At 64.9% G+C, this 15057-nt stretch carries 12 protein-coding genes; 6 read left to right on the top strand and 6 right to left on the bottom strand.

Annotation, left to right across the window (positions count from 1 at the left end):
- Nucleotides 1-10 precede the first annotated feature (10 nt).
- From JQ573_RS28580 to JQ573_RS28570, 3 genes are read right to left on the bottom strand one after another with little or no spacing between them, the layout of a single operon-like run.
- Nucleotides 11-1531 (bottom strand): amino acid ABC transporter permease, encoded by a 1521-nt coding sequence (locus tag JQ573_RS28580; RefSeq protein ID WP_212314544.1) that lies wholly within the window; start codon nucleotides 1529-1531, stop codon nucleotides 11-13.
- Entirely contained in the window at nucleotides 1528-2733 is a 1206-nt protein-coding gene (locus tag JQ573_RS28575) for an amino acid ABC transporter permease (protein WP_212408762.1), read from the bottom strand. Before JQ573_RS28575 ends, JQ573_RS28580 begins: the two co-directional genes overlap by 4 nt.
- A 24-nt stretch (nucleotides 2734-2757) precedes the next feature.
- Nucleotides 2758-3774 carry an amino acid ABC transporter substrate-binding protein gene (locus tag JQ573_RS28570; RefSeq protein WP_173642910.1) on the bottom strand — a complete coding sequence of 339 codons (1017 nt, stop codon included), beginning with the start codon at nucleotides 3772-3774 and terminating at the stop codon, nucleotides 2758-2760.
- Nucleotides 3775-4103: 329 nt separating this feature from the next.
- Here JQ573_RS28570 and metC point away from each other — a divergent pair, with 329 nt between their 5' ends.
- The 5 genes from metC to JQ573_RS28545 all read left to right on the top strand — a co-directional run bounded on the left by metC (nucleotide 4104) and on the right by JQ573_RS28545 (nucleotide 9899).
- Nucleotides 4104-5300: a cystathionine beta-lyase gene (metC, locus tag JQ573_RS28565; RefSeq protein ID WP_212314546.1), complete on the top strand. Its 1197-nt coding sequence runs from the start codon at nucleotides 4104-4106 to the stop codon at nucleotides 5298-5300.
- A gap of 282 nt (nucleotides 5301-5582) precedes the next feature.
- The gene (cpaB, locus tag JQ573_RS28560; RefSeq protein WP_212314547.1) at nucleotides 5583-6386 is read left to right on the top strand and encodes a Flp pilus assembly protein CpaB; all 804 of its coding nucleotides are present in this window, start codon (nucleotides 5583-5585) and stop codon (nucleotides 6384-6386) included.
- A gap of 91 nt (nucleotides 6387-6477) precedes the next feature.
- A complete protein-coding gene (locus JQ573_RS28555; RefSeq protein ID WP_249132477.1) occupies nucleotides 6478-7866 on the top strand; it encodes a type II and III secretion system protein family protein in 1389 nt (462 codons plus the stop codon).
- 27 nt (nucleotides 7867-7893) lie between these two features.
- A complete protein-coding gene (locus JQ573_RS28550) occupies nucleotides 7894-8634 on the top strand; it encodes a CpaD family pilus assembly protein (RefSeq protein ID WP_212314552.1) in 741 nt (246 codons plus the stop codon).
- On the top strand, nucleotides 8631-9899 hold the full coding sequence (locus JQ573_RS28545) for an AAA family ATPase (RefSeq protein ID WP_212314554.1): 1269 nt from the start codon (nucleotides 8631-8633) through the stop codon (nucleotides 9897-9899). The genes JQ573_RS28550 and JQ573_RS28545 overlap by 4 nt, the downstream gene beginning before the upstream one ends.
- A 27-nt stretch (nucleotides 9900-9926) precedes the next feature.
- On the opposite strand, the gene JQ573_RS28540 is transcribed toward JQ573_RS28545, so the two are convergent.
- Nucleotides 9927-10751, bottom strand: coding sequence for a tetratricopeptide repeat protein (locus JQ573_RS28540; protein WP_212314556.1), 825 nt, complete (start codon nucleotides 10749-10751; stop codon nucleotides 9927-9929).
- A gap of 139 nt (nucleotides 10752-10890) precedes the next feature.
- Nucleotides 10891-11136 (bottom strand): PilZ domain-containing protein, encoded by a 246-nt coding sequence (locus JQ573_RS28535; RefSeq protein ID WP_021079298.1) that lies wholly within the window; start codon nucleotides 11134-11136, stop codon nucleotides 10891-10893.
- 316 nt (nucleotides 11137-11452) lie between these two features.
- On the opposite strand from JQ573_RS28535, the gene JQ573_RS28530 reads away from it, so the two are divergent.
- Nucleotides 11453-13135: a Na/Pi cotransporter family protein gene (locus JQ573_RS28530; RefSeq protein ID WP_212314558.1), complete on the top strand. Its 1683-nt coding sequence runs from the start codon at nucleotides 11453-11455 to the stop codon at nucleotides 13133-13135.
- 19 nt (nucleotides 13136-13154) lie between these two features.
- Here the strand turns inward: JQ573_RS28530 and JQ573_RS28525 are convergent, their stop codons facing one another.
- Nucleotides 13155-14897, bottom strand: a complete 1743-nt coding sequence (locus tag JQ573_RS28525; protein ID WP_212314560.1) for a M23 family metallopeptidase — start codon at nucleotides 14895-14897, stop codon at nucleotides 13155-13157.
- Between the last annotated feature and the right edge of the window lie 160 nt (nucleotides 14898-15057).

Genomic DNA, 15057 nt, shown 5'->3' with positions numbered 1-15057 from the left:
GTGACCTTGTTCAATGGCGGCGGTGAGCGTTGAGCCTGTTTTCGACGAACAGCGAGTAGCGCGACATTCCAAAGCAGAACACGAAATAGATCATTCCCGCAAAGGCGAAGCCGGTAAAGGCCGTCGTCGGCGTCGACCAGTTCGGGTCGGAGAACGATGCCCGCAGGGAACCCAATAGATCGAACAGCGCCACGATCGACACCAGCGAGGTATCCTTGAACAGCGAGATGAAGCTGTTGACGATGCCGGGAATGACGTAGCGCAGCGCCTGCGGCAGCACGATCAGCGACGTCGTCTTCCACCAGGACAGGCCGAGCGCCGATGCGGCCTCCGCCTGCCCGCGCGCCACCGCAGCCAACCCGCCCCTGATCACCTCGGCCATATAGGCGCCGGTAAAGATCGCCACGCCGATCAGGGCACGCAACAGGCCGTCGACGGCGAAATTGCCCGGCACGAACAGCGGCAGCATGTAGGTCGCGAAGAACAGCACCGTGATCAACGGCACGCCGCGCCAGAATTCGATGAAGGCGATCGAGAAGATCCGGATCAGCGGGATGCTCGAGCGGCGGCCGAGCGCAAGCGCAATCCCGATCGGCATCGAGGCAACGATGCCGGTGATCGCGATCACCAGCGTCACCAGGAGCCCGCCCCACAGTCGCGTGTCGATGATGGGAAAGCCGCCGCGATCGAGCCCCATCAGCTTGATGCCAACGGCTATGCCGGCAAAGGTCAGCAGGCTGCCGATCAGCGCTCTGCGCCCGGTCCGCATGCCGCCTCCGAGCACAAACAGCATGGCGGAGACGATCACGGCGGTGACCAGGAAATCGCCCCAGACCGGCAGCGACGAGAGCTGCAACTGGTCGCGCAGCCAAGTCAGCGGAAAGATCAGCCAATGGATCAGAAAGCCGACCAGGACGAGCACCTTGCCCAGTACCCATGGCAGCGGGGCGATCGCCGAACTCTTGCTGAGATTGACCAGCAGATCGCCGGCGCCGCCAACGCTCTGCTCGAACAGCTGCAACACGCCGGCGGTCCAGCTCACGCCGAAGCCCGCGATGCCGCCGCCATGCAGCAGGAAGAACGCCACCACCGGAAACGCGAAGAAAAACAGGCCGGAGTTGATGCCCTTGGCCGGCAGGCGCGGCATCAGCAGCGGCAGCAACAACGCGGCGCCGAGCCCATAGGTCAGATTGACCCGCCAGCGCTGGGCTTCCGGATAGAAGCCATAGATCAGCTGCGTCAGCTTGGCCTCAATATAGGGCCAGCAGGCGCCGACCTCGTGCCCCGCCTTTTCGGCGAGGCAAGCGGTGCGATCCTTGCCGGCCCAGACCGCGTCGACCAGCAGGAACTTGATCGTCGGGACAACGATGTACCAGGCCAGCAATAGCCCGAGGATCGTGAGCAGGATGTTGCCCGGCGAATTCAGCAGCCGCGTTCGTACGAAGCCGATGAAGCCGGTGGTCCTGGCCGGTGCCGCACGCTCTGCGACCAGATCCTGCCGGACAAAGGACGGGGCGGACAGATCCGTCATGCCGCCATGCTCCGGTTGATGCGCCAGCCATAGATGCTCATCAGCGCGCTCGTCGCGAGCGAGAGCAGCAGGTAGACGCCCATCGTCATGGCGATGATCTCGATCGCCTGCCCGGTCTGGCTCACTGCGGTGCCGGCGAACACCGAGACAAGGTCCGGATAGCCGATCGCCACCGCCAGCGACGAATTCTTGGTGAGATTGAGGTACTGGCTGGTCAGCGGCGGCACGATGACCCGCATCGCCTGCGGCACCACGATCAGCCGCAGCGTCCTGGCGCGGCTGAGGCCGAGCGAGGAGCCCGCCTCCATCTGTCCCTTGTGGACCGACATGACGCCGGCGCGGACGATCTCGGCAATGAAGGCCGCCGTGTAGGTCGACAACGCGACCGTCAGCGCAACGAATTCGGGGATGACCCGCGCGCCGCCGGCGAAGTTGAAGCCTTTCAGCTGCGGCAGCTCGAACTTCAACGGCCAACCGAAGATCAGCATCGAGACCAGCGGCAGTCCGACCAGGCAACCAAGCACATAGGGCCAGATCCGGATCATCTGCCCGCGCTGGAACAGGGCACGCCGCGCATGGTGCCGCAAGCCCAGCGCCACGACGATGCCGACCGCGAGCGCGGCGAGGAACGGATTTAGCCCCGGCTCGCTGACCGGCTGCGGCACGATCAAGCCGCGATTGTTGAGAAAGAATGTACTGAAGATCGAGATGCTCTGCCGCGGCGCAGGCAGCGCCGCGAGCACAGCGAGGTACCAGAACAGGATCTGGAACAAGACCGGCAAGTTCCTGACGATCTCGACATAGATGCCGCCGATCCGCGACAGCAGCCAGTTCGGCGACAACCGGCACAGCGCTACGACGAAGCCGATCACGGTGGCGAAGACAATGCCGATCACCGAGACCAGGATCGTGTTCAACAAGCCGACGAAGAACACCCGCCAATAGGTGTCGGAGTTGTTGTAGGCGATCAGGCACTGATTGACGTCAAAGCCCGCATTGTAGTTGAGGAAGCCGAAGCCCGACGCAATGTGCTGGGTCTCCAGGTTCGTCCGCGCATTCGCCACGATCTCATAGGCGATCCAGGCCAGGATCGCAGCGAAGGCAATCTGGGCGGCCAATCCGTTCCAGCCGGTCTTGCCGCCAAGCGCACGCTTCAGCCTGAGGGCAAATTGCAGCGGTGGTTTGCGGGGCGCGATGCTCATCGCGGCAGCCGTTGGCCGGACCGATCAGCGGATCGGCGGCGCGTACTGGATCCCGCCCTTGTTCCAGAGATTGTTGACGCCACGGGCGATGCCGAGCGGCGAGCCGGCGCCGACATTGCGCTCGAAGGTCTCGCCGTAATTGCCGACTGCCTTGACGATGCGCACCACCCAGTCCTTGGTCAGGCCGAGCTGCTCACCCAGATTGCCGTCGGTGCCGAGCACCCGCTTCATCTCCGGCTTGTCCGATTTGAGCATCGTGTCGACATTCTTCTGGGTGATGCCGAGCTCCTCGGCATTGATCATCGCAAACAGCGTCCACTTCACGATGTCGAACCACTGGTCGTCGCCGTGGCGCACCATCGGCCCCAGCGGCTCCTTGGAGATGATTTCGGGAAGCACGATGTGATCGGCGGGGTTCGCGAGCTTCAGACGGCTGGCATAGAGCCCGGAGGCGTCGTCAGTGAAGACGTCGCAGCGACCGGATTCATAGGCTTTGACGGCTTCGTCGATGCTGCCGAATGCGATCACCTCGTACTTCATGTTGTTGCCCTTGAAGAAGTCGGCGAGGTTCTGCTCCGTCGTGGTGCCGGTCTGAACGCAGACCGACGCGCTGTTCAATTCCAGCGCCGAATTGACCTTGAGCGACTTCTTCACCATGAAGCCCTGCCCGTCATAATAGGTCACGCCGGTGAAGTTGGCGCCGAGCGAGGTATCGCGCGACACCGTCCAGGTGGTGTTGCGCGACAGCACGTCGATCTCGCCGGATTGCAGCGCGGTGAAGCGATCCTTGGCCGACAGCGGCACGAACTTGACCTTGGTCGGGTCGTCGAGCACCACGGCGGCAATGGCCCGGCACACGTCGACGTCGATCCCGGTCCAGTTCCCCTTGTCGTCCGGTGATGAAAAGCCAGGCAGGCCCTGGCTGACGCCGCAGGACAGCTGGCCCCGGTCCTTGACCGTCTTGAGGGTTTGCGCCGAGGCGGACTGGACCGACAAGGCAGCGGCAGCAGCAAGGAGGACAGCCAGGGATACGCGTTTCATGGGTAGGCCTTTCAGGGTCGTCCGTTGGACGTTTTGCTTTGTGATCGCCTCGCGTTCACGGGCCATCCCAATGATCCCTTGCAGCAAAAGATGCTGATCTGACAGTCAGTTTGACGTGCAAACCGGCCAGGCAACGGATCGTAGGTCGCGGCAGGCCCCTCAACGTGCGGCGACTGGTAGTTGCGGCGCATCACATAGCGACTGACGAGCCGGGTCAAGGGGTTGACGCACGTCTTCTACCTCTTGTTAGTAACACCTCCCGGCGTAGCCCTGTCTTCCCGACGCGGTACGGCTGCGGCAAAAAGTCTAAAATCCAACGGCAGCAAACCATGACCTCCTCCGACGGCTCCACGCCCTCCCGCCCGCACGACGCCGCGACCCGCCTGGTCACGGCCGGCCGCGACACCAAGGCCCAGAAGGGCTTCGTCAATCCGCCGGTGTTTCACGGCTCGACCGTGCTCTATCCGACCGCCGAGGACCTCCACGCCCATCGCGCCGAATTTACCTATGGCCGCCACGGCAGCCCGACCACGCGGGCGCTGCAGGACGTGCTGATGGCGCTGGAAGGCCCGCAATGCGCCGGCGTCGGCATCGCCCCGTCGGGACTGGCCGCGATCAGCACCACGCTGCTCGCCGTGCTGAAGGCCGGCGATCACCTGCTGGTGTGCGACAACGCCTATCGGCCGACCCGCAATTTCTGCGACAACATGCTGAAGCGCTACGGCATCGAGACCAGCTATTTCGATCCGCTGATCGGTGCCGGCATCGAGACGCTGTTCAAGCCGAATACCCGTGCGGTGCTGATTGAAGCCCCCGGTTCGCAATCCTTCGAGATGCCCGACGTCCGCGCGATCTCGGCCGTGGCGCATGCCCGCGGCGCGCTCATGATCGACGACAACACCTGGGCGACGGCGCTCTATCACCGCTCGCTCGAACAGGGCGTCGACATCAGCATGCAAGCCGGCACGAAGTATATCGGCGGCCACTCCGACATCATGTTCGGCACCATCTCGGCCAATGCGAAGGCCTGGCCGCTGGTGCAGGAGGCGATCCGCCTGCTCGGCGTCTGCGCCGGCCCCGACGACGTCTATCTCGCGCTGCGCGGGGTCCGGACGCTGTCGGTGCGGCTGGCGCAGCACCACCGCTCCGGGCTCGAGATCGCGCGCTGGCTTGGCGCGCGGCCCGAGGTCGCTCGTGTGCTGCACCCAGCCCTGGAGACCGATCCGGGGCATGCGATCTGGAAGCGCGACTTCACCGGCGCCTCCGGCCTGTTCAGCATCGTCTTGAAGCCGGTGCCGCAGAGTGCGGTCGATGCGATGCTCAACGCACTCACGCTGTTCGGCATGGGCTTTTCCTGGGGCGGCTTCGAAAGCCTCGCCATCCCGTTCGACTGCAGCGACTATCGCAGCGCGACCAAATGGTCGCCGGGTGGGCCGACGCTGCGGTTGCATATCGGGCTCGAGAATCTCGACGACCTCAAGACCGATCTCGACCGCGGTTTTGTCGCGTTGAAGGCCGCGCTCTGACTTTCCACGCCGGCTGCGTTAGACGACATTAACCACGACCGACCGGCCAAGTCGCCGCGTTGCGACTAACGTCGCACGCGTTGCGCGCGCACGATCTCCGGGATTCTGCGGAGATGCGACGGCGCCGATAACTCGCCGTTCACCATCCCCGCCAATCCCTTAATTGTCCGGACCTTCCATCAAGTTCCCTTATACTTTTGCGGCCGTACTGATGCTCCCGGGAAGGGCTGTCAGTGCCGCAAGGACGTGACTGCCCTGCGTTAAGGGCATTCAGACAATCGCATGAAGACGGCACGCATCGTGGTCCTCGGCATCGCCGGCGTCGCAGGCCTCGCGGCCATGTATCTCGCGAGCGTTGGCGATCGCAAACCGGCGCCGGTCGCGCCGCCAGTGGTACAGCTGCCGACCGTCGAGGTGCTGGTGGCGAAGGCCGACATCGGGCTCGGTCAGTCGGTCAAGCCCGAAGACGTGCAATGGCAGCGCTGGCCGGCCGAAACCGCGAGCAGCGCGTTCATCCGTCACGACACCAATGCCGACGCCATGAACGACGTCATCGGCTCGATCGCACGCGCTCCCTTTATCGTCGGCGAGCCGATCCGCGAGCAGAAACTGGTCAAAGCCAATGGCAGCGGCTTCATGGCCGCGATCCTGCCCTCCGGCATGCGCGCGATCTCCACGGAAATCTCGCCCGAGACCGGCGCCGGCGGCTTCATCCTGCCGAACGACCGCGTCGACGTGATCCTGTCGCGACGCGACAAGAATCCCGACCAGCAACAGGGCAGCCGCGACATCATCACCACCGAAATCCTGCTGTCCAACGTCCGCGTGCTGGCGATCGACCAGGCGCCGAAAGAGAAGGACGGCAACAACTCCCTGATCGGCAAGACCGTGACGCTCGAGCTCAAGCCCGAACAGGCCGAGACGCTCGCGCGGGCACGGCAGAGCGGCACGCTGGCGCTGGCGCTGCGCAGCATCGCCGACGTCAACGAGAAGACCGACGAGACCAGAGATCAGGCCCCGAAGCGGGGCGAGAGCATTCGGGTGGTGCGTTTCGGCATCCCGAGCTCTCAGACGACACAGAAGTGATGGGGGCTTCGATATGACAATTGCAGCAAAACAACTGGCGAGGCGGACCACGCTGGTCCGCTCGCTGTCAGTCTCGGCGGTCACCGCCCTGATGCTGATCCCTGCCCTCGCCAGCGCGACCGATCCCGACAAGAACGCGGACGTCGCGGTGACGAGCAGCATCGCCGCCAAGACACGCTTCGTCTCGCTCGGCGTCGGCAAGTCGGTGGTGGTCGACCTGCCCCGCGAAGCCAAGGACGTCCTGGTCGCCGATCCCAAGATCGCCAACGCCGTGATCCGCTCGGCGCAGCGCGCCTATATCATCGGCGCCGCGGTCGGCCAGACCAACGTGGTGTTCTTCGACGCCGACGGCAACCAGGTCGCGTCCTACGATATCGCAATCAAGCGCGACCTCAACGGCATGCGTGCCGCGCTGAAGCAGATGCTGCCGGGCGTCCAGATCGAGGGCGTCGGTGAGAGCGTGGTGCTGACCGGTACCGTGGCAAGCCCGGTCGAGGCGCAGCAGGCCGGCGACATCGCAGCCAAGCTGGTCGGCGGCGCCGACAAGGTCGTCAACTCCATCGTGGTGCGCGGCCGCGACCAGGTGATGCTGAAGGTCACCGTCGCCGAAGTGCGCCGCGACGTCGTCAAGCAGCTCGGCGTCGATCTCAGTGCCAACATGAACTACGGTACCGCTGCGGTCGTCTTCAACAACGCCAACGCCTTCACCGCCAACAACGGACCGCTCGCCAACAACGTGCTGACCGGCGCGGCCCTGAACAAGCTCGGCGTGCCGACCGTCACCGCGACGCTGCGCGCGATGGAAAGCGCGGGCGTGGTGAAGACGCTGGCCGAGCCCAACCTCACGGCGATCTCCGGCGAGTCCGCGACCTTCGTGTCAGGCGGCGAGTTTCCCATTCCGACCGGCGTCACCTGTCAGACCTCGGCGACAGGCACGATCGGGAATTGCGTCCAGACCGTCAGCTTCAAGAAGTTCGGCATCTCGCTCAACTTCACCCCGGTGGTGCTGTCCGAGGGGCGCATCAGCCTGAAGGTGATGACCGAGGTTTCCGAAGTCTCGATGGACAACGCGTTGACCGGCGGCCAGGGCGGCACGACCATTCCCTCGATCAAGACCCGCCGCGCCGACACCACGCTGGAAGTGCCCTCCGGCGGCTCGATCGCGATGGCCGGATTGATCCAGGAGCAGACCAAGCAGGCCATCAACGGAATGCCCGGTGTCGATCAGATCCCGGTCCTCGGACAACTGTTCAGGAGCCAGGACTTCGTCAACAACGAGACCGAGCTCATGGTCATCGTGACGCCCTACGTGGTGCGCGCGGTTGCGCAGAAGGAATTGTCCCGTCCCGATGACGGGTTCGCCCCGGCCTCCGACGCGCAGTCGGCGCTGCTGGCGCGCGTCAATCGCATCTACGGCGTTGCCGCCCGTGCCGAGCCGATCGGCGCCACGCCGGTCAATTTCGGCTTCATCATCGACTGAGGCGCTGAAGGGTTGGGGGATGCCATGATGACACGCAACACACGAGCCGGCCATGCGAGGACGCTGTCGCTGTCCGGCGCCCTCGTCGCCACCGCGATCGCGCTCGGCGGCTGCAATCTGACCGGCGACAATATTGCGACCGGCACAGTGCCCGACGACTATCGGCAACGGCATCCGATCGCCGTCACCGAGGGCGAGCAGTCGATCGTCGTGTTCGTGGGCCGCGCCCGCGGCAATCTCACCGAAACGCAACGCGACGACGTCATGGGGATGGCCCGCACCTGGCGCCGCGACGGCACCGGCGCGATCGCGATCGACGTGCCGGCCGACACCTCGAATGCGCGCTCTGCGCAAGCGGTATATCAGGAGATCCGCGGCGTGCTCGCGTCGATGGGCGTGCCCGCCCACGCCATCGTCAGGCGTTCCTATCGCGTCGACGATCCGCGCGCGCTGCCGACCATTCGCCTCAGCTATTCGAAGATGGCCGCGGTCGCCGGCCCCTGCGGCTTGTGGCCGAGCGACCTGGGTCCCTCGATCTACAATCCCAGCTACAACGAGAACAAGCAGTGGGACAATTTCGGCTGCGCCACGCAGCACAATTTGGCTGCGATGGTCGCCAATCCGTCCGACCTCGTGCAGCCGCGGACCGAAACCGCATCCTACACGCCGCGCCGGTCGGTCGCGTTCCAGAAATACAGCAAGGGTGAGTCCACCGCGACCACCTACCCTGAAGCCGATAGAGCCAAGCTGAGCGACGCCGGGAAATGACCGAACAACAAGACGAGCCGCAGCACGTCAACGACCACATCGCGCCGGCGCCACGGATTTCCGTGCAGGCCTTCTGCGCCAGCGTCGCGACCGCCACGACGGCGCGCGCCGCCGCCGAAGACCGTCGGCTCGCCAAGGCCCACCTCTCCGTCCATATGGGCGGCATCGCCGCCGCCATCGACGCCTATCACAAGGCGCCGACGCCCAACGTCATCATGCTGGAGACCGAGCCGGACATCGATTTGCTCGCCGGTCTCGACGAACTCGCCACGGTCTGCGATCCCGGCACCCGCGTCGTCGTGCTCGGCATGCCCGGCGAGACTGCACCGTATCGCGAATTGGTCCGGCGCGGCGTCAACGACTACGTCATCGGGCCGGTTAAGGTGCTCGACGTCGTGCGCTCGATCTGCGGCCTGTTCTCGTCCTCGGAAGCAGTCTCTGTGGGCCGCCTGATCGCGGTCGCGGGCGCCAAAGGCGGCGTCGGCGCCTCGACCATCGCTCACAATGTCGCCTGGACCATCGCGCGCGACCTCGGGCTGGATTCGGTCGTGGTCGATCTCGACCTCGCCTTCGGCACCGCCGGCCTCGACTACAACCAGGATCCGACACAGGGTATCGCCAACGCCGTGTTCGCGCCCGAGCGCCCGGACAGTGCCTTCATGGAGCGCCTGCTGGCAAAATGCGGCGATCACCTGAGCCTGCTGGCGGCACCGGCCACGCTCGACCAGGTCTACGATTTCGGCGCCGAAGCATTCGATGCCATCTTCGATACGATGCGCATGACCACGTCCTGCATCGTGCTCGACGTTCCCCATCAATGGACCGCCTGGACCAAACGCGTGCTGGTAGGCGCCGACGATATCCTGATCGTCGCCGAGCCCGACCTCGCCAACATGCGCAACACCAAGAACATGATGAACCTGTTGCGGACCGCGCGTCCGAACGACCGCCCGCCGCTCTACTGCCTGAACCAGGTCGGCATGTCGAAGCGCCCCGAGATCGAGGTCAAGGACTTCGCCAAGACGATCGAGAGCCAGCCGATCGCGACCATCCCGTTCGATTGCAGGTTGTTCGGTGAGGCCGCCAACAACGGTCAGATGATCGCGGAAGTCTCCGCGCGTCACCGCACCACCAAGACCTTCCTGCAGATCGCGCAACGCCTGACCGGCCGCCCCGATCTCGCCGAGACGCGCGAGTCGTTCCTGTCGCCGATCCTCAGGAAGCTGCAGTCGCGTCGAAGCGACGGACGCCGCGCCGCCGGCTAGTCTTCCAGACGTTCGCGTGAGAGCGCTCTAGTCGCGGCGGCTGGCCGCGACCGGGATCTTGTCCGCATCGCTTCGGCTCGCGTCCCTGCGCGTCAACAGCCGCTTCAGCGCGGTGACATTGGCTGATCCCTGATCGGGCGGCAGATCGGCCTTCATGATGGTCTCTGCCTCGGCCTGGCGGCCCTGCAGGCCGACCACGACGGCGAGATTGGTGCGCACCCGCATGTCGTCGGGCGCGCGATCCCGAGCCCGGCGCAGCGTTTCCTCAGCCTTCGGCAGATCTTTCGACAGCAGATAGGACAGGCCGAGGTTGGAGAGCACCGACGGATCGTCGGGCACGATTTTCAGGGCGCTCGCGTAATATTGGCGGGCCTCGTCGTGGCGCTCGAGCTGATCGAGCACGGCGCCCTGCGCCGACAGGATGCGCCAGTCCGGGTCCTCCGGGGTGTGGGCGCGCCCGAGTACGTCGAATGCCTGCTGGAAATTGCCGTTGTCGGCGAGCGCCCGTCCGTAGCCTGCGAGCAGCGCCTTGTTGCTGGGCTGCGCCAGCACCGCCTGCTCCATGACCGCGACCGCCTGCGCCCGCTGGCCGGTGGCGCGCAGCGCCCGGGCGTATTTCAGCGCGGAGTCAGTGTCCTTGGGGTTGGCGCGGACGCGCTCGTGATAGGTCGCGATGTCGCGCCGCGGGTCGGCTGGGGCCGGCGTGGACTCCGCCGTATCGCCCAATGACCCAGTGATGTCGGACGGACCGGAGGTCTGACAGGCGGACAGCCCGATCAGCAGGATCGCAGCCGATACCGAGCCGGCGAGACGGTGCAGACGGCCTGAAGGTCGGGATAGTTTGTCAGACATCAAGGAGACTCGGAACAGCGAAGGTTCCGGGATGCTCACAGCTTAACCCTAAGTTCCGGTTAAGGATGCCATCATCTCGCCGTCATCCGGCCCAGAAGCGGTGCCGGACGCGGCGCGAACCGCCAGCCTGCCGGCTGGATCAGTCGACAAATTGGGCGCCGAATTCGTGCCCGATCCGCCAGGCCAGGCGGCACTGACGCGGACTGCCGCTCGACAGGATGATGGTGAATTCCGGCGGAATCTCCAGATATTCAGCGATCACCTTGACGCCGCCGGCCGAGATATCGGTGATCATGCAGTCGCGCGGCAGCGACCCTGTGCCCAACTGAATTTTGGCGACGCTCCGGCACTCACGGCGTTCGCTCTTGCGGCGATTGACAAACATCCTGATCCCCAAGCCCTTTTCTGGATAGCTTCTCGGCTGGACAGCTACTCGTTCCCACCGTCATAACGGGGAAAGATTGGAAACTGCCTAGCGGAACCAATCGCAATTGAGCGGTCATGTTCGAGATTCGTTTACCGGGCCTCACCGTTGAACCATGAGGCCGGCTCCAGTGACCTCAGTGCCTCAATTGGCGGCCGCGGTCGTTACAGGCCTTTCCGACAAGCCGGGTCCAACGGGAACAAAAAGGGGTTGATCCCAGGTCATTTGACGATAGCGTGACCCCTTCGACTCGAATTTGCCGGGATATCCAGGAAGTATGGGAAGTCTTGTTCTGCTTGATCTGATGGGGGGCGTCGCGCTCTTGCTGTGGGGCCTGCATATGGTCCACAGCGGGATTCTGCGGGCTTTCGGGCCCGATTTGCGGCTGTTGCTGGCCCGGGCGCTGAACAACCGCTTCACCGCCCTTGGCGCCGGCCTTGGCCTGACTGCCCTGCTCCAGAGCTCGACCGCGACCGCCCTGATCACCAGTTCCTTCGCCGCCGAGGAGATCGTCAGCCTGGTGCCGGCGCTTGCGATCATGCTCGGCGCCAATATCGGCACCACGCTGATCGTGCAGGTGCTGTCGTTCAACGTCGCTGCCGTGGCGCCGGTGCTGTTCATCGTCGGCCTGGTCGCATTCCGCAGCGGGCCACGCTCCCGGATCAAGGATCTCGGCCGCGTCTCGATCGGCCTCGGTCTGATGCTGCTCGCGCTGCATATCCTGCTCGATACGATGGCGCCGGCCGAGAATGCCCCGGGTGTGCGCGTGTTCCTGAACGCGATCACCGGCGATCCCGTACTCTGCATCCTGATCGGCGCAGTCGTGACTTGGCTGGTCCATTCCAGCGTCGCCAGCGTGCTGCTGGTGATGTCGCTGGCCTATTCACAGTTCATCTCGCCCTATGCCGCGTTCGCGCTCGTGCTCGGCGCCAACCTCGGCAGCGCCATCAATCCGTTGATGGAGGGGGCGCGGCGCGACAATCCGGCGAGCTACCGGCTGCCGGTCGGCAACCTCGTCAACCGCGTCATCGGTATCCTTCTGGTGGCGCCGTTCCTGCGTCCGATCACCGAGCATATCTACGCCTGGCAGCCGGATCTCGCCAAGGCGACCGCGCTGTTCCACATTGCTTTCAACGTTGCGACCGCGCTGCTGTTCATCGGCGTGCTCGACCACTCGGCGCGTCTGCTCGAGCGGCTGTTGCCCAAGCGGGCGCAGGAGACCGATCCGTCACGGCCGCGCTATCTCGACGAGAGCGCGCTGGAGACGCCCTCGCTCGCGCTGGCCGATGCCGCGCGCGAGGTGCTGCATATGGGCGACCACACCGAGGCCATGTTGCGCAAGGTGATGACGGCGATGCTGACCAACGATCGCGCAATGGTCGACCAGGTGTCGAAGATGGACAACACCGTCGACCGGCTGAACGAGGCGATCAAGCTTTACGTCACGAAGCTCACTCGGGGCAGCCTGGACGAGCGCGAGGGTCAGCGCGCCATGGAGATCGTCGCGTTCGCAATCAATCTCGAGCATATCGGCGACATCATCGACAAGAATCTGAGCGAGCTCGCGACCAAGAAGATCAAGCATCGCCTGCAATTCTCGGCCGAAGGCGCCGAGGAATTGTCGGCGTTCCACAAGCGCACGATCGACTCGTTGCGGCTCGCGTTCGGCGTCTTCATGTCGGGCGACGCCGCCGAGGCGCGCAAGCTGCTCACCGAGAAGGCGGCGCTGCGCGCGGCGGAACTCGCCGCCGTCGAGCGCCATCTCGAGCGCCTGCGCGAAGGCCGGCCCGAGACCATCGAGACCACCTCGCTGCATCTCGACGTGTTGCGCGACCTTCGCCGCATCCATTCGCACATCTGCTCGGTCGCCTATCCCGTGCTGGACGCCACCGGCGAGACTGCCGCCGATCGCGAGAATGCGGTCGAGGCGGCCGAACTGCCGGCGCCCGGGCGCCCTTGATCCGACGTGCCTTCAAAGGCTACGTAGGCGGCCGGTGTTCGGAGCCCGGCGGCCGCTGCGGAGACGCGGAGGCCGCCGCGAGCTGGTCGATGTTGTCCCGCTGGCGATCGAAGGCCCCTAGCAGATCGCCTTGCAGCAGCCGGCCGCCTGACAATTTCATCCGCAGCGGATCGACGTTATGGCCGTTGATCCGCACCTCGTAATAGAGATGCGGTCCGGTCGAGAGCCCTGTCGATCCGACATAGGCAATCGTCTCACCCTGACGAACGCGGTCTCCGATCTTCAGCCCGGGCGGGAAGCTCGCAACGTGGGCGTAGGTGGTCTCATAGCCGCGATCGTGCCGCACGCGGATATATTTCCCGTAGCCGTGCTCGTAGCCTTCGGTCTCGACGACGCCGGCGCCCGCGGCCGCAATCGGTGAACCATAGGGTGCTGCAAAATCGACGCCCTCATGAAAGCGGCGGTCGCCGAGGATCGGATGGATGCGCCAGCCAAAGCCGTCGCCAAGGCGCCCGCTGACCACCGGCTTGCGCAACAGGAATTTGGTGATGGACTGACCATCCTCATCGTAAAAGTCGGAGCTGCCGTCATCCGGGGCCGTGAAGCGATAGTAGCGGCGCGCCTGCCCGCCGGCCGTCAAGTCGATGAAGACCAGCTCGGGCTGACCAATTTCGTTGGGAGCATAGATGATGTCGGCGACGTCGGCGTCGCCGAGAGGCTCGTCGAGATCGAAATCGCGGCCGCAAAGCCGCATCAGTTCTGCAACGATCCCCTCGTCGACGTGATTGGAGCGTGCAAGCTCGTTAAGTCCGTCACGTAGCGTCTCGCCGGGGACGGAGCGGGTGTCGATCGACTGACGCAACAATTTCCCGTTCGACACGACGACATCCGGCTGTTCCGGCACGATCGCCAGGTACTGGCCGCTATCGGTGCGACCGACAGCGGACACTCCTGAGTCTGGCCGTTCGATCGACACTTTCGCGACATGGCCGCGCGGCGACCCGGGGTCTCCGCCTTGTTCGATGATCGTGATCTTTTCGCCACCAGACAGCGTCTCTCGACCGCCAGGCGACGGGAAGGCGGCAAGGATCGACGGTGCGTCCTCCGCAGCCGCGGCCAACGCCCGCAGAATGGCGGACAGCGTGTCACCGCTCCTTGCGATAACGACATGTCGATGGTGACGCGACGAGGAAGGCGACTTCGGAAGATTGGTTACGTTGACAGCCTCCCCGATCGGAGAATGCAGCTGCGGCACATCTTCACTATCGGCATAGGAACTGGTGCGGCCCGGCAGCCCGCGGCGTGATGGACCCGCCCGCATGATGGCTGGTAACTCCGACAGCAGCTGCGGGCTCGCTCGCTGCTCGTCCTTGCCGTCTGCCGGTGCTTCGCGACGATGGTCCTGTTGTGGTTCGGGATCGATCTCCGCGAGCCGCGCTGACACGCGGGTAAATCGACGGACCGAGCCGGCATCGCTCAGCTGCTCGATCTTGAGCGCCGACGGACTGCCTTGCGAGCTTGGTCGCCGATCCAGACGATCGCCGCGCCGCGCCTCGTCAACCACTTGCCCGGTGAAGCGCGGAAGTGAAACGACCGGCGATGCTGCGAATCGCGTGCGATAGCCGAATGCACCGCGCAGCGCGCCACCAAGGAGCGCGACGGCCGCGGTCCCGATCAGAATCGTCCCGGCCATCCAGCGGATACTGACTGCACGCCTGTCCGGCAGGCCGCGCTCGCCGGTCAGCGGCGGCTCGTCAAGCATCGGGACATCACGGACGCTCGATGGATAACCACGCGCTCTGGTCGGTTCGCCACGGCCGGTCATCAACGCCCCTCATCCCTTGGCGCATGGTCTCGGGATGCAGCCACGCCCACGACGAAGCGTAGATGCCATACGCCTTGGGGCGATTGTTTGACCGTCG

It is taken from the genome of Bradyrhizobium sp. AUGA SZCCT0105 (assembly GCF_018129565.1).
GTDB lineage: Bacteria > Pseudomonadota > Alphaproteobacteria > Rhizobiales > Xanthobacteraceae > Bradyrhizobium.
Note: the sequence above shows the minus strand (reverse complement) of the source record. Positions and strands in the feature narration are given on the sequence as shown.

Bases quoted from the DNA above. Each gene is read 5' to 3' on its own strand.
- JQ573_RS28580 (WP_212314544.1), bottom strand. From the start codon at position 1,531: ATGACGGATCTGTCCGCCCCGTCCTTTGTCCGGCAGGATCTGGTCGCA.
- cpaB (WP_212314547.1), top strand. From the start codon at position 5,583: ATGAAGACGGCACGCATCGTGGTCCTCGGCATCGCCGGCGTCGCAGGC.
- JQ573_RS28540 (WP_212314556.1), bottom strand. From the start codon at position 10,751: ATGTCTGACAAACTATCCCGACCTTCAGGCCGTCTGCACCGTCTCGCC.
- JQ573_RS28555 (WP_249132477.1), top strand. From the start codon at position 6,478: ATGCTGATCCCTGCCCTCGCCAGCGCGACCGATCCCGACAAGAACGCG.
- metC (WP_212314546.1), top strand. From the start codon at position 4,104: ATGACCTCCTCCGACGGCTCCACGCCCTCCCGCCCGCACGACGCCGCG.
- JQ573_RS28570 (WP_173642910.1), bottom strand. From the start codon at position 3,774: ATGAAACGCGTATCCCTGGCTGTCCTCCTTGCTGCTGCCGCTGCCTTG.
- JQ573_RS28530 (WP_212314558.1), top strand. From the start codon at position 11,453: ATGGGAAGTCTTGTTCTGCTTGATCTGATGGGGGGCGTCGCGCTCTTG.
- JQ573_RS28575 (WP_212408762.1), bottom strand. From the start codon at position 2,733: ATGAGCATCGCGCCCCGCAAACCACCGCTGCAATTTGCCCTCAGGCTG.
- JQ573_RS28550 (WP_212314552.1), top strand. From the start codon at position 7,894: ATGACACGCAACACACGAGCCGGCCATGCGAGGACGCTGTCGCTGTCC.
- JQ573_RS28525 (WP_212314560.1), bottom strand. From the start codon at position 14,897: ATGCTTGACGAGCCGCCGCTGACCGGCGAGCGCGGCCTGCCGGACAGG.
- JQ573_RS28545 (WP_212314554.1), top strand. From the start codon at position 8,631: ATGACCGAACAACAAGACGAGCCGCAGCACGTCAACGACCACATCGCG.
- JQ573_RS28535 (WP_021079298.1), bottom strand. From the start codon at position 11,136: ATGTTTGTCAATCGCCGCAAGAGCGAACGCCGTGAGTGCCGGAGCGTC.